Below are 13801 nucleotides of genomic sequence, written 5' to 3'. Positions count from 1 at the left end.
AGAGGATCCGCATGAACTGGATCAGCGAATGGGCGCTGCCGAAGATCCAGACATGGCTGGGCCGGCGCGAGGTGCCGGACAATCTCTGGCACAAATGCCCGGCCTGCGAGCAGATGATCTTTCACCGCGACCTTGAGCGGTCGCTGCATGTCTGCACGCATTGCGGCCACCACATGCGCATCCCGGCGCTCAAGCGGGTGGAATACACGCTCGACCCGGGCTTCCAGCGCATCGAGCTGCCCAAGGCCCCGGCTGACCCGCTGCGCTTCCGCGACCAGCGCAAATATGCCGACCGGCTGAAGGAAGCGCAGGCCAAGTCCGGCATGGATGACGCCGTGGTGGTGGCGCATGGCACCGTCGAGGGCCGCCGCGCCGTGGTCGCCGCCTTCGAGTTCGGCTTCATGGGCGGCTCCATGGGGGCCGGGGTGGGCGAGGCCATCGTCACCGCCGCCAAGCTCGCCGTGCTGCAGGACGCGCCGCTGATCGTCTTCACCGCCTCGGGCGGGGCGCGGATGCAGGAGGGCGCGGTCAGCCTGATGCAGATGCCACGCACCGTGATCGCCACGCAGATGGTGAAGGAGGCCAAGCTGCCCTTCATCGTCGTGCTCTGCGACCCGACCACGGGTGGCGTCACCGCCAGCTTCGCCATGCTGGGCGACATCCAGATCGCCGAGCCCAACGCGCTGATCGGCTTCGCCGGCGCCCGGGTGATCGAGCAGACCGTGCGCGAGAAGCTGCCGGAAGGCTTCCAGCGCGCCGAGTACCTGCTGGAGCACGGTATCCTGGACATGGTGGTGAAGCGCGGCGCGATGCGGGACACGCTGGCGCGCGTGATCAGCCTGCTGCGCGAGCCGCTGCTGGCCCTGGCCGCGCCGGAGGAGAAGCCCGAGGCTGCCGCGGCCGAGAAACCGGCCCCGGCGGAGTCCGCTGCCGCCGTGCCGGCGCCGCCCTCCGCGCCCGCCGTCAAGCCGGTGGCCAGCCCCGTGCCGAAGGCGGTGCCTGAGGCGTGAGCCGCTCCGAAGCCATCATCGACCGCCTGCACGCGCTGCACCCGACGCTGATCGACCTCAGCCTCGAGCGGCTGCAGCGGCTGCTGGCGGCGCTGGACCACCCGGAGCGCAAGCTGCCGCCGGTGATCCATGTCGCCGGCACCAACGGCAAGGGATCGACCTGCGCCTTTCTGCGCGCCATCGCCGAGGCCGCGGGGCAGCGGGTGCATGTCTATTCCTCGCCGCACCTCGTGCGCTTCCACGAGCGCATCCGCCTCGCCGGCATGCTGGTGTCGGAAGAGGCGCTGACGGCGGCGCTGGAAGAGGTGGAGGCGGTCAATGCCGGCGCGCCGATCACCGTCTTCGAGGTGACGACGGCGGTGGCGCTGCTGCTGTTCAGCCGGGTGCCGGCCGATCTGCTGGTGCTGGAAGTCGGGCTTGGGGGCCGCTACGACGCGACCAACGTGGTGGAGCGCCCGGTGGCCTGCGCCATCGCCAGCATTTCCATGGATCACATGGACTTCCTGGGGGACTCGCTGGCCGCCATCGCCGCCGAGAAGGCCGGCATCCTGAAGCGGGGCGTGCCCGCCGCCACCGGCCAGCAGGCGCCCGAGGCGCTGATGGTGCTGGAGGATGAGGCAGCACGGCTTGGCGTGACGCTGGCCGTGCGCAACCAGGACTGGACGGCCAGCTGGACCGAGACAGGCCTGCGCTACGCCGATCCGGGCGGCATCATGGAACTGCCGCGCCCCGCTTTGCCGGGGCCGCACCAGCTGGACAACGCGGGCATCGCCATCGCCGCGCTGCGTGGCTGGAACCCGCCCTGGCTGAGCGAGGCGGCGATCGCCGCCGGCCTGACCACTGCGACCTGGCCGGCTCGCCTGCAGCGACTGCATGGGGCGCTCGCGACCCTGCTGCCGGCGGGATGGGAGCTGTGGCTGGATGGCGGCCACAATGCCGGCGCCGGGCAGGCGCTGGCGGAGCACCTGCCGCTCTGGGCCGACCGGCCGCGCCACCTGGTTGTGGGCATGAAGAGGGGCAAGGCCTCGGCCGACTTCCTGGCGCCGCTGGTGCCGCTGGCCGACTCGCTCTGGGCGGTGGCCGAGCCGGGCCAGCATCTGGCCATGCCGGTGGAGGAGATCGTCGCCGCCAGTGGCGGAGTGGCGCGCCCCGGCCCCGAAGTGGCCGATGCGCTGCGCGCCATCGCGGCGGGGAGCGGACCGCCGGGGCGGGTGCTGATCTGCGGCAGCCTCTACCTTGCAGGCGAGGTGCTGAAGGCGGACGGCACCACCATCGCCTGAAGCGGAAAAGGCCGGGGAAAGCTTCCCCGGCCTTTTCTGATGGGAGGTGCGGGAACCTCAGGTTCCCGCCCGGGAGGGCAGGGAGGCCTGCCCCCTGTCTCCGTCCGTTCAGCCCTGCGCTTCCGGCGAGACGATGATGCAGGCGCCGGCGCTGCGCAGCTTCTCGCAGGCGGCCTGGGCGCTCTCGCGCGACAGGCCGAGCACGCGGGCGCGGTAGAGCGTTCCGTGCGACTGCGCGACCGGCTCCACATGGGGCCGCGCGCTGCCGATGCCGAGGCGGCCGCGGGCCTCCCCGGCGGCGGCGCGCGCAAGGTTGGCGCTGGCGAAGGCGCCAACCTGCACGCCCCAGTTTCCGGTGGCCGGGGCGGCGGCGGGCGCGGCGCTCTTGCCGGGCAGCCGCAGCACATGGGCCGGCGGCGCCAGGGTTGCCGCGTTGGCGCTGCTGATCAGGCTGAAGCCGCTGCTGCGGGGCGCCGGGGCGGGGCGGGGCGGCTCGGCGAAGGCGGTGGCGATTCGCGCGGTGGTGGGCGCCACGACCGGCGCCGGGGCAGCCGCGGCGGCCCGGGGCGCGAAGCTCGCGGCGGCCAGCAGGCTCGGCGCGCGGACCGGCGCGGCCGGTGGCGCCGGCGGCGGCAGGGTGTTCACCGCGACGGCCACCGGCGCGGGCGCCGGCGGCTCGGGCAGCGGCGCCGGGCGGCTNGGCCCGGGGCGCGAAGCTCGCGGCGGCCAGCAGGCTCGGCGCGCGGACCGGCGCGGCCGGTGGCGCCGGCGGCGGCAGGGTGTTCACCGCGACGGCCACCGGCGCGGGCGCCGGCGGCTCGGGCAGCGGCGCCGGGCGGCTGGCATAGGTCGAGCCGTCCGGGATCGGCTCCATCCGCACGACGTTGCTGCCGGAAGCGGGATCGAGGCTCGCCACCTGGACCGGCTCGGCGGCATAGGTCGAGCCGTCCGGGATCGGCTCCATCCGCACGACGTTGCTGCCGGAAGCGGGATCGAGGCTCGCCACCTGGACCGGCTCGGCGGCATAGGTCGAGCCGTCCGGGATCGGCTCCATCCGCACCACCGGGCCGGGCGGCAGGCTGGCCACCTTGATGCCGGGGTCGGTGGCGTTGCGCTGGTCACGCAGGGCCAGCATCGTCGCGGCGTCGCCGCGGCGTGGGCCGGCCGGGATGCTCAGCGGCAGTTCGGCGGCGGCATAGACCTCCGGCGCCGCGCGGTGCTTCGGGTGCACGCCGGCGATGCGCGGCCCGATGCGCGCCACGTAGTTGCGCGTCTCGGCCGGCAGGCCCCTGCCGTTCCAGAGGTAGTCCTCCAGGCGGCGCGGGCCGGCATTGTAGGCGGCCAGGAAGCCCGGCGTGGCGTAGAGGTCGTACATCTCGCGCAGGTAGGCGGTGCCCGCCATCAGGCTGTTCCAGGGATGATAGGGATCATCCCCGAGGCCGTAGCGCGCGCGCAGTTCCGCATAGGTGCCCGGCATGACCTGCATCAGGCCCATGGCACCGACGGGGCTGGTGGCGGAGACGCGCCCGGCGCTCTCCTGCCGCATCACCTCGCGGATCCAGCGCTCCGGAACGTCGAAGCGGCGGGAAGCCTCCTTGACATAGGGTCCCCACGGGTCGCTGGACGGCCCGGGAGGCTCATAGCTTGTCGGCTGTGGCCAGGCGGCGGCCTCGGCGGCGGCGCCCGTGCTCAGGCGCGCCTGCTGGCTGCTGCCGCAGGCGGCGAGAAGGCCGACCAAGGAAAGCGTGGCCAGCATTCGGACGCGCCCCCCCGGCGCCATCCGAGCGTTCAGGAACGGAGTCATCCCCGGTTCTCCGTCAGGGCCCGGCGGGCTGCTTCCTTTGGGTGGACCGCCGGCGCCCCCACGCCTGCGAATCCGGAAGCAGTTCCGGGCTAAGGTTTCAGCAGAACATCTGCCCGCAAATCGCTAAAGGAGACAGAGGATTAGCGCAAGCCTCGTCTGTGCGTCCTGCCGAAGGCGCCCACTCAGGGGAGAACGCCCCTGGACGGCTTTCTCCCGCGCTTGTGACGGGCTTTGCCGCGCCGGGCGAAGTGCTTCCGGCCCTCGCGGCGGGGTCTCGGGGCTGGACAGGAATGCCCATGGCCGCCACCTCTAGCCTCACGGCCGCAGGGCAAGATCTGCCTGGAAGCCGCGGCCGGAAGAAGGATCAGGAGTACATCATGGCTTCGCATAGGACCGCCGGCAGGCTGGGCCGCGTCGCTCTCAGCGTGCTGCTGCTGAGCGGAACGGTGGCCGCCTGCGCCCCGCAACAGACCGGCACCACCTATAGCTCCGCCACATTGGGCCGCGCCGCCTCCGTCTCTTACGGCACCATCGTCGGCACTCGTCCGGTGCAGCTTCAGGGTGGCGGCTCGGGCGTGGGCACCGCCGCCGGCGCCGTGGCCGGCGGCGTTGCCGGCAGCTTCATCGGCGGCGACTGGCGCTCCAACGCGCTGGCCGGCCTGGGCGGCGCGGTGCTCGGCGGCCTCGCCGGCAACGCCATCGGGCGCGGCGCGAGCGGAGGGCAGGCTGTCGAGTTCTTCATCCGCGAGGACCAGGGCGGCGACATTTCGGTGGTGCAGACCAACGAGGAAGGCCTGCAGGCTGGCGACCGCGTGGTTATCTCGCGGGGTGACCGCACCCGCATCAGCCGCGCCGCCGGCGGCCCGCCGCCCGGCGCCTATGCGCCGCCCGCCGCCGCCGCGCCGGCTTATGGCGCGGCTTACGGCGGCGCCAACTATGGCGGCCCGAAATACTGAGGCGGCCATGTCCGGAACGCCGGGGGAGGGAACTCCCCTGGCGCGCGGCAACCCCGCGGACCGCCTGAGAACCGGGCGGCGGTTGCCTCAGCCCTCCGCGCGCATCGCGGGGACCAGCAGGCCGACATTGTGCCGGAACATGGCCTCATAGGTCGGTGCCGGGCCATCCGCAGGCGAAAGCGCATCGGCGTAGAGCCGGCCGCGCACCTTGACGTCCGCTTCCGCGGCCAGCCGCCGCAGCGTTGCCGGGCTGGCCATGTTCTCCAGAAAGACGGCGGTGATTCCCTCCCGCTTCAGCGTGCGGATCAACCGGGCCACCTCGGCCGCGGAGGGCTCGCTGTCGGTGCTCACCCCCTGGGGCGCGAGGAAGCGCACGCCATAGGCCTCGCCGAAGTAGCCGAAGGCGTCATGGCTGGTGACCACCTTGCGTCGTGCCTCAGGGACGGTGCCGACCTGCCTCCGCACCCAGGCGTCGAGCTCGTCCAGGCGGCGCAGATACGCCTCCGCCCGGCGCCGGTAGTCTTCGGCGCGAGCGGGATCGGCGGCCTGCAACGCGGCGGCGATGTTGCGCACATAGGCCGCGCCGCGCCGCAGATCCTGCCAGGCATGCGGGTCCGCTGCATCCGCCCCGTGCGCGCGGCCATGCCCATGGTCATGCCCCTCGCCTCCGGAGGGGCGGCGCGGCGAAATGCCTTCGGTCGCCGTCACGGTGGTGGTGGCGCCTGCGGCCTGCAGCAGGCGGTCCATCCAGGCGTCGAAGCCCAGGCCGTTGCGCACCGCGAGCGCCGCGCCGCGAAGCGCCTGGGCATCGGACGGACGCGGCTGGAAGGCATGCGCGTCCACATCCGGCCCGGCGATGACATGAACGGCGATTTGATCGCCGCCGATCTGCCGGACCATGTCGCCCAGGATCGAGAAGGAGGCGACAACAGACACGGGAGGCGCGGCCTGGGCATTGGCCAGGGCGGGCGTCGCGAGCGCCAGGGCGAGCAGGGTGCGGCGGTGCATCGGCAGCTCCAGATACGTTATAATGTATCATTGCTGCCTGACGGACTTCTCCGCAAGCGGCCTGCCGGTCTTCAATCCTTCCGAAACATCCGGCGTAGCCGCGACCACAGGCCTTCGCTCCGGCTGCGGCGGATCTTCTGGTGCGCGACATGGGGCCGGCGCGCCGGCGGCGGCAGGGCGCTGGCCAGGGTGTGGCGTCCCGCATCCCGCTCGCCGATCAGCCGCCGCTCCAGGGCGACCACCTGCGCCACCGCCTCTTCCGGCGCGCTGGCGGCCAGTGCCTCGGCGGTGGCGGCGGCATCCGGCCAGTCCTCGGTACGGCGCAAGGCGTCAATCACACGCACCGTCTGCTCGGCATCCAACGCCGGACCGGCGCGCCACAGCGCCACCGCATCGCGGCGCCAGGCGGTGGCTAGGTCCTGGCGGTTCATGTCATCGGCCACCCAGGCGGCATGCAGCGTGGCCTCAGCCGCGGCGTGCAGCGCGCCCGTCTCCTCCAGCACATAGGCCCAGGCCAGGAAACGCCGGGCCAGGGGCGGGTGGCTGGTATCGGCGATCAGCGCGCGGAACGGCGCGGCGGCCACGGTTTCCGCCGCAGCCGGGTGGGCGCGGCCGATATCCGGCGCGGCATAGCCGCAATGCGGGCATTGCTGCAGCCAGCGCGCCATGGTGCCGCGCAGGGGCTCGCCCGGGCGCAGATCGAGGTCCGGTGCCTGTTCCGGCGGTGCGGGGCGGAATTGGGTCTGCCGGCTTTCGCTGCCGCACACCGCGCAACGCAGGGCGCCTGCCGCGCCGGCAATCCGGGAGCCGGCGGAAGGGGAGCCGGCAGAGGGTGAGGAAGTCGCCATCGTTCTCCAAACTAGGCATGAAGCGGCCTCGCGCGAAGGGGCAGCTTGCCGGAAGATGATGGAAGTGCTGCGCCGATGTTGCGCCGGCGCCGCTGTCGCGCCAAACATCGGCCATGCCCCGCGGCGACCTCTTCCCTGATATCGCACCCTACGAGACCGGCCTGCTGCCGCTATCGGGAGGGCATGTGATGTATTGGGAACAGGTCGGCAACCCGCGGGGGCAGCCGGTGCTGTTCCTGCATGGCGGCCCAGGGGCCGGGGCAGGGGCGGTGCACCGCCGCTTCTTTGATCCGCAGTTCTGGCGCATCGTCATCTTCGACCAGCGGGGTGCCGGCCGCTCCCGCCCGCTCGGTGAACTGGCGGGGAACACCACGCCGGATCTGGTGGCCGACATCGAGACGCTGCGCCGTTTCCTCGGCATCGAGCAATGGCTGCTGTTCGGCGGATCCTGGGGGTCCACGCTGGCCCTCGCCTATGCCCAGGCACATCCGGGACGGGTCATGGGCTGCGTGTTGCGCGGTGTGTTCCTCGGCCGGCCACGCGAAGTGGACTGGTTCCTCTACGGCATGCGCCGCGTCTTTCCCGATGCCTGGGCGCAGTTCGCCGAGCACCTGCCCGAGGCGGAGCGCGACGACCTCCTGGCCGGCTATCTCAAGCGCCTGACCGACCCCGACCCACAGGTCCATTTCGCGGCGGCCCGGGCCTGGAGCCAGTATGAGGGGCTGTGCAGCACGCTGATGCCCAGCCCGGAAACGGTGGCGAGCTTCGCGCAGGACCGGACGGCGCTGGGGCTGGCGCGTATCGAGGCGCACTACTTCGCCCACAACCTTTTCTTGCCGCCGGAAGGGCTGCTCGGCCGGATGGAGCGCATCGCCCACCTGCCCGCGGAAATCGTGCAGGGGCGCTATGATATGGTTTGCCCGGCGGAGAGCGCCTTCGACCTGACCGCTGCCTGGCCACGCGCCCGCCTGACGCTGGTGCCGGATGCCGGGCATTCAGCACTCGAGCCTGGCGTGCGCACGGCCCTGGTGGCGGCGGTGGAGCGGTTCCGCCGAAAGGGGTGACAAGGGCGCTCTCCCTTCCCCCAGATCGTGTGGAGAGAGGTTCCCGAATGCCGTGGCCTGGGTTATAAGGGCCCGCGACTTGCGATGTCCGCGTAGCTCAGCTGGATAGAGCACAGGATTCCTATTGAATTGGGCGTTGCGCCCGGAAACGGCGCAACGGATCCGCTCAAAGTCGGGGAACGCTTCGGCGGCATAAGCCGCCTTGCCGATCCCGAGCCAAGCCCCGGCGAAAGTCGGGGAAGGTGTAGAGACTGGACGGGCGGCACCTAAGGACTTCGGTCTAAGGTGAAGGGACAGTCCAGACCACGAACGCTCCGGAGATTTTTCTCCAGGCGGCGGCGAAAGCCGAAGTGGGATGAATCCTGGGGCCGTGGGTTCGAATCCCGCCGCGGACACCATTTCCTTCTTGAGAACTCGCTCTCTGGTCGGGCCGAGGGCGCCTGGAAGCCCGGGTTCCGCCTGGGATTGCGCGAGGACCTTGGGAGTGCCGGGAGCAGAGAGAGGCAGAATTCTCTCTCTGAACGGCGGAATTTCTCCGGACCTTGGGACTTGGCCGATTTAGTCCCAAGCTTCAAAAGCTATGCAGAACAGCGGCTTACCAGGGCAGACCGGGCCGGACGTTTCGAATCTCGGTTGGGAGGTTGGTGCGAGACTGCCCCCAACTCGATCTCCATTGCCGGCATTCTGCGCCCCAATGCTCCTCAGTCAGCCAGTGACGTCGCGCAGGAACTCCGATCCCGCCCCCGCGCCGGACACCCACAAATTATCCCGTGCCCGGGTACAGGCGACGTAGAGCAGGTGCCGTTCCGTCTCGTAGACCTCCTCGAGGTCCGCCTCGTCCGTCACGCTCTCGACGCGCTCCTGGAGGGGCAGCACCTCGTCGTCACAGGCCATGACGGCCACCGCGCGGAACTCCAGCCCCTTCGCCAAGTGCATCTGGCTGATCGAGACGGCGCCCGGCACCACCTCCACCTTCTCGTCGAACTCCGTACCCTTCGCGCCGGCCGCCTTAACCGCCGCCCGGGGGCGGGCGACCTCGCCCTGCGGGCGAACCAGGATGCCGACCTCATCCGGGGCGCATCCCTCCCGCAGCCGCTCGGCGATCCAGGCACCGACGGCAGCGGCCTCCTCCGCCTCGTTCCGGAACAGCCCGATCACCGGCACCGGGCCGTCGAACAGCGAAACGGTGTGGGGTTCACGCCGGCCGCGCGGCCGCGCCTGGCACCGGGACAGACCGAGGCGCCGGCTCCCGAGAGCCCCTGGACCCGCCTACAGGTGATCCATGGCCGGCAAGACCGCGCCTGAGCCCTGCCCCGGCGTGGTCGAGGCGATGGCCTATGCTGAGGCGGTGAGGGAGGGGACCATTCCCGCTTGCCGCTATGTCCAGCAGGCGGCCGCGCGCTTCCTGGCCGAACGGCAAGCTGCACTACGATGTCCTCGTCCGCTGTTACCTGAACGAGGCAGCGGTGCTGGAGGCGCGCAACCCCTCCTATCCGAGCTGGGCGGCGGAAGGCTGGCTCAGCGTCACCTCGGGCAACGAGACCGACATGCAGGCCGTCGAGGCGGATCTCCGCAGCTTGGCCGCGCGGTTTCGGGTGCGGAGCCTGGCCTTCGACCCCTGGCAGGCGCGGCAGATGCGGCAGTCGCTGGCGGCCGACGGGCTGCCGGTGGTGGAGTTCCCCATGCGCACCGGCAACCTGTCGGAGCCGACCAAGGAACTGGGCGCGGCGATGCTGGCCGGGCGGTTGCGGCACGACGGCAACCCGGTGCTGGAGTGGTGCATCGGGAACGTGGTCGGGCACTACGATGCAGGAGCGAACATCGACCCGCGCAAGGCCCGGCCGGAGCAGAAGATCGACGCGGCGAAGGCGCTGATCATGGCGCTGGGGCGGGCGACGAGCGACGCCGGGAACGAGGCCGAGCTCGGCGGGTTCCTGGCGGAGCCGCTGTTCTTGTAGGTTAGCGCGGTTGGCGAGCCGCTCAGCGCCAGCAGAGCGCCGCCGCGCGTCAGCGTGCCAGGTGGCCGCCGACAAGACCGTTCGGTCGACGACCACCCCTTCGCCGAGCCCTCCCTCTACCAGTAAGGCCGGTAGTAGCCGGGGGGAGGACGGTGGTGGTGGGGCGGCCCGTACCCGTAAGGGCGATCGTAGTAGCCTGGCGGCGGCGCGATGACGCAGCCGCCAAGGGCAAGGGCCGCCCCGATCAGAAGAAGAGCCGCGGCAAGGTGGCGCATCGCCGTTCTCCCCTCACCAGCCGCGGCCGTGGCGCCGGCCATAACCATACTGCTGCTCGCGCCACGCCCGGCGCTGCTCGCGCTCCTGCTCAATCCGCCACGCCTCGCGCCGTGCGGCTTCCGCGATGCGGGCCTCGTCACGCTCCCGGCGCCACTCCCGCCACGCTGGGCGCCGCTCCCAGCCACCATCATACGGGGCCGGGGTCCAGTACTGGACCATTTGCACGGCGGGGGCCGGGGCAGGCCCCTTAACGCTGGCCAGGGCTGCGGAAGTCGCGAGCGGGGCCAGGATGACCGAGCCCAGTGCGGCAGCGGCGATCATCGTCATGCCAGTCGGACGCATAGGAACCTCCCTGCGGTGCTCCTCAGGTTTTCTATTCTCGGGAGGAACTTGGCAGAGGTCGGGCTGAAGAGTGGCGGCGGCGCGGCGGATTGTTGCCTGTCGGCCGCCGAAGCCGCGCTCCTTGGTGCAGGCTCGCGATCGTCGTCCGGGATCGTCCGAGGACTTCACGGCTGACAGGCGCTGGAGGAGCCATTCTGCCGACGAGACCCGGTGATTGGCTGGCGGGCCTGCAGCATGTTCACGGTCTGGTCCACTGGCAGGCGGAGGCCGCGAGAGGCATGGGAGGCGGCATGCCCGACAACGCCATGCCCAGGACCGGTCTCGCACAGCTTGAAGAGGTGGCCGCCCTGCTGGAGGCCAGCGGGCAGTATCGCGTGCTGCGCCGGATCGGAACGCATCCGCCCGTCGATGTCCCCGCGGGGGTCCGCACTCGCATCGGCGTCCTCTTGGACCTTGAGACCACCGGACTCGACCTGCAGAAGGACGAGATCATCGAGTTCGCCATGCTGCCCTTCACCTATGGGCTGGACGGCACGGTCTACTCAGTGGGGGAGGCGTTCAGCCAGCTTCGGCAGCCCTCCAGGCCGGTTCCGCCCGCCATCACGGCCCTTGACCGGCCTGACCGACGAGGCGGTGGCCGGGCACCGCATCGACCCGGCGGAGGTGGCGCGTTTCGTCGCGCCCGCCGCCCTGGTGATCGCCCACAACGCCAGCTTCGACCGCCCGTTCGCGGAGGCCTTCTGCGACATCTTCGTGGCGAAACCCTGGGCCTGCTCGCTCCAGGGCGTTGACTGGGCGGCGGAGGGCTTCGAAGGCAGCAAGCCCGGCTACCTGGCCATGAAGCACGGCCTGTTCTTCGACGGCCACCGGGCCGTGCACGACTGCCAGGCGACATTGCAGATCCTCGCGCGGCCGCTGCTTCGATCCGGCGTCACCGGCTTGGCGCGGCTGCTGGAGGACGCCCGGCGCCCGAGTTGGCGCATCTGGGCGGTGGAGGCAGCCTTCCACCACAAGGATACCCTGAAGGCGCGGGGCTACCGGTGGAACGGCGAGGCCAACGGGCACCCCAAGGCTTGGTACATCGACGTGGCCGAGGAGGCGCAGGAGGCGGAGTGCGCCTTCCTGTGCGAGAGCATCTATGGGCGCCCAGTTGAGCCGCTGATGCGGAGGTTCACCGCCTATGAGCGGTTCTCAATGCGAGGCTGAAAGATGGTGCATCGCTGCGCCGCCTCCGTAGCCTTGTGTCCACATTCGACGATCAGATGGCTCGACACCTTTCCGCAAAGCGGACCTGACCCTTCGCCTCACAATACGCCACGTAGTGTTATGGATGAAAGCCAAGCATCAATCCTATCTGACGCGCAGGTGAGAGGAGTTTGATGCCATTGATTTCTCCGAACTCCGCGCAGCCTTTCACCAGGAGCTGGACGACGTGTCCGGCAATCGGTTCCTCAGGCAAACCGAGGAGCAGCAAAAGCCGCCGGTGTTGGTTCTGGAGGGACGACTGGTCTCGTGGCGTAGCCCAGGTCCTCGCCTCCGCAGCCGATCATCTTGTCATCCTGGGGCTCTGGAGCAGGACGATCGCGAGGCGGCGGCCCTCATCCACCAGCCTTCCATTGGCCCCTGACAACGCACGCCTCCAGTTGCTCCTTCCGAGGGAAAGTGCATTCTAGGATCGAAATTTTCTATTCCATCGGAGGTCCGCGGATGCCTGACGCTTTCCCCCTGATCGAGGTATCCGGACCACCGGCGGAACGTGGTCGGCAATATGGGCAGCAGGCACGTGAGCGCATCCACAGGGGCATCGGCCACTACGGCAGCCAGCTGCGGCGCCTGGGGCTGGATAACACGCAGATCGGAGACTTGGTCAGGCTCTACCTGCCCATCATCGAGGGGTTCGAGGACACCTACGTGCCCGAGATGCGCGGCATCGCCGAGGGTGCGGAGGTTGCCTTTGAGGATATCGTGCTGCTCAATGCCCGCACCGAGATCCTTAAGCTCGCCGAGAAGCCGCAGCTGCGGGCACGGCTCGCCGCGGAGACGGAGGGCTGCACCGCCGTCGCCACCATGCCGGGCGCCACGGCGGGCGGAGAACTTATCCACGCGCAGAACTGGGACTGGAAGGCGGAGTGCGCCGAGACCGCGGTGGTGCTGCGCATCCGGCGGGAGGACGGGCCGGACATCCTGACCTTTACCGAGGCCGGTGGCCTCGCCCGGTCCGGCATGAACTCGGCCGGAATCGCCATCACCGCCAACTACCTGCAGTCGGACCGTGACTACCGCGACGTCGGCGTGCCGTTGGCCCTGATCCGCCGCAAAGTCCTGCAGCAAGCCTACGTCGCCAACGCCATGAAGGCGGTCTACTCGACTCCCAAGTCGGCGTCCAACAACATGATGATCAGCCAGGCTGGCGGCATCTGCATCGACTTCGAGTGTGCGCCCGACGAGACCTTCCAGGTGCATCCGGATCGCGGCCTGCTGGTGCATGCGAACCATTTCGTCAGCCCGGTGGCCCTGGCCAAGCTGAAAGACGCCGGGATGGTGCTGAACGGTGACACCCTGTACCGCGACCTCCGGGTGCGTGACCTGCTGTTGCCGCACCTGGGCGCCGTCACGGTCGACCACGTCAAGGCCGCGCTTGCCGACGACTTCCAGACGCCCTTCTCCGTGTGCAGGCCAATCCGGCGGAATACGGACGACAACCTTTCCGCCACGGTGGCGACGGTTGTGATGCAGCCCGCCGCGGGCATCATGGAAGTGGCGCCGTTGCCCGCGCAGGGCCAGCGCTTTACCCGCTACAGCCTGCCGCAGGACCAAGCTGCCACCAAGGCTGCAGCCGAATAAGAAACCGATACCGAGGACGAGGGGCCGCGCCGAGCAAAGGGGTTCAGTACCGCCGCCGATCATGAGGCTGGCACGCAGGGTGGTAAGCTCAAACCGCGGCGCGCTTTGTCCCTCCCGCTCCGCACTGGGACCGCAGTGGGTGGAAGCTCGGCCCCTCGGAAGCGGACGAAGCCTCCCCCTCGCTGCGACCCGAACTGAGGCATCAGCTCTGGCCGGTGGTCCGCTGCCCACACTGGTTCGGCGGAGAGCCTCCGCTGTGCCGGCGCGGTGCTGGCTGGTCACGGCGGCAGGGCACAAGCGGGTCGGGGCACCCGTCACCTCACCACGGGCTTTGCAGCAGGGCGCCTTCTGGCTACTGCTGCGGGGCGGCTCCCCCATTCCGGGCAAGAAGGGCCGCAAAGGGTGGAATCG

The 13801-nt window shown here is 70.4% G+C and carries 13 protein-coding genes and 2 pseudogenes; 8 read left to right on the top strand and 7 right to left on the bottom strand.

Features of this window, described 5'->3' with window-relative positions; genetic code table 11:
- The first annotated feature begins 11 nt into the window (after positions 1-11).
- Complete coding sequence (gene accD / locus E0493_RS21400) at positions 12-1010, top strand: acetyl-CoA carboxylase, carboxyltransferase subunit beta (RefSeq protein ID WP_160939300.1); 999 nt, start codon at positions 12-14, stop codon at positions 1008-1010.
- A complete protein-coding gene (locus E0493_RS21395; RefSeq protein ID WP_160939299.1) occupies positions 1007-2290 on the top strand; it encodes a bifunctional folylpolyglutamate synthase/dihydrofolate synthase in 1284 nt (427 codons plus the stop codon). The genes accD and E0493_RS21395 overlap by 4 nt, the downstream gene beginning before the upstream one ends.
- Positions 2291-2398: 108 nt before the next feature.
- On the opposite strand, the gene E0493_RS23995 is transcribed toward E0493_RS21395, so the two are convergent.
- Together E0493_RS23995 and E0493_RS23805 are read right to left on the bottom strand one after the other, a co-directional pair.
- A complete protein-coding gene (locus tag E0493_RS23995; protein WP_160939298.1) occupies positions 2399-2947 on the bottom strand; it encodes an SPOR domain-containing protein in 549 nt (182 codons plus the stop codon).
- Positions 2948-3602: 655 nt separating this feature from the next.
- Positions 3603-4046: pseudogene (locus tag E0493_RS23805) on the bottom strand (lytic transglycosylase domain-containing protein); the annotation flags it as partial.
- A 425-nt stretch (positions 4047-4471) separates the two neighbouring features.
- Here E0493_RS23805 and E0493_RS21380 point away from each other — a divergent pair.
- Positions 4472-5050 carry an outer membrane lipoprotein gene (locus tag E0493_RS21380; RefSeq protein ID WP_235913938.1) on the top strand — a complete coding sequence of 193 codons (579 nt, stop codon included), beginning with the start codon at positions 4472-4474 and terminating at the stop codon, positions 5048-5050.
- A gap of 87 nt (positions 5051-5137) precedes the next feature.
- Here the strand turns inward: E0493_RS21380 and E0493_RS21375 are convergent, their stop codons facing one another.
- Together E0493_RS21375 and E0493_RS21370 are read right to left on the bottom strand one after the other, a co-directional pair.
- Positions 5138-6058: a metal ABC transporter solute-binding protein, Zn/Mn family gene (locus tag E0493_RS21375; RefSeq protein ID WP_160939297.1), complete on the bottom strand. Its 921-nt coding sequence runs from the start codon at positions 6056-6058 to the stop codon at positions 5138-5140.
- Positions 6059-6129: 71 nt separating this feature from the next.
- Positions 6130-6726 (bottom strand): hypothetical protein, encoded by a 597-nt coding sequence (locus E0493_RS21370; protein ID WP_235913937.1) that lies wholly within the window; start codon positions 6724-6726, stop codon positions 6130-6132.
- A gap of 293 nt (positions 6727-7019) precedes the next feature.
- Here E0493_RS21370 and pip point away from each other — a divergent pair, with 293 nt between their 5' ends.
- On the top strand, positions 7020-7970 hold the full coding sequence (gene pip / locus E0493_RS21365) for a prolyl aminopeptidase (RefSeq protein ID WP_160939295.1): 951 nt from the start codon (positions 7020-7022) through the stop codon (positions 7968-7970).
- Positions 7971-8675: 705 nt separating this feature from the next.
- Here pip and E0493_RS21360 read toward each other — a convergent pair.
- On the bottom strand, positions 8676-9128 hold the full coding sequence (locus E0493_RS21360) for a 3'-5' exonuclease (RefSeq protein WP_367614565.1): 453 nt from the start codon (positions 9126-9128) through the stop codon (positions 8676-8678).
- Positions 9129-9349: 221 nt separating this feature from the next.
- On the opposite strand from E0493_RS21360, the gene E0493_RS21355 reads away from it, so the two are divergent.
- Positions 9350-9928 carry a terminase TerL endonuclease subunit gene (locus E0493_RS21355; protein ID WP_160939294.1) on the top strand — a complete coding sequence of 193 codons (579 nt, stop codon included), beginning with the start codon at positions 9350-9352 and terminating at the stop codon, positions 9926-9928.
- Between the two features lie 116 nt (positions 9929-10044).
- Here E0493_RS21355 and E0493_RS23190 read toward each other — a convergent pair whose 3' ends face one another.
- Both E0493_RS23190 and E0493_RS21350 read right to left on the bottom strand, forming a co-directional pair.
- Complete coding sequence (locus E0493_RS23190; RefSeq protein WP_202397267.1) at positions 10045-10203, bottom strand: hypothetical protein; 159 nt, start codon at positions 10201-10203, stop codon at positions 10045-10047.
- A 13-nt stretch (positions 10204-10216) separates the two neighbouring features.
- Positions 10217-10531, bottom strand: coding sequence for a hypothetical protein (locus E0493_RS21350; protein WP_160939293.1), 315 nt, complete (start codon positions 10529-10531; stop codon positions 10217-10219).
- Between the two features lie 293 nt (positions 10532-10824).
- Between E0493_RS21350 and E0493_RS24055 the strand changes: the two are divergent.
- From E0493_RS24055 to E0493_RS21340, 3 genes and pseudogenes are all read left to right on the top strand, one after another.
- A pseudogene (locus E0493_RS24055) lies at positions 10825-11097 on the top strand (exonuclease domain-containing protein); the annotation flags it as partial.
- 58 nt (positions 11098-11155) lie between these two features.
- Positions 11156-11752 (top strand): 3'-5' exonuclease, encoded by a 597-nt coding sequence (locus E0493_RS21345; protein WP_408889321.1) that lies wholly within the window; start codon positions 11156-11158, stop codon positions 11750-11752.
- 501 nt (positions 11753-12253) lie between these two features.
- Positions 12254-13390, top strand: a complete 1137-nt coding sequence (locus E0493_RS21340) for a C45 family autoproteolytic acyltransferase/hydolase (protein ID WP_160939292.1) — start codon at positions 12254-12256, stop codon at positions 13388-13390.
- Positions 13391-13801 lie beyond the last annotated feature (411 nt).

It is taken from the genome of Teichococcus coralli (assembly GCF_009829925.1).
Classification (GTDB): Bacteria; Pseudomonadota; Alphaproteobacteria; order Acetobacterales; family Acetobacteraceae; genus Pseudoroseomonas; species Pseudoroseomonas coralli.
The sequence above is the reverse complement of the archived record's forward strand: the minus strand, read 5'-3'. Positions and strand labels throughout refer to the sequence as shown.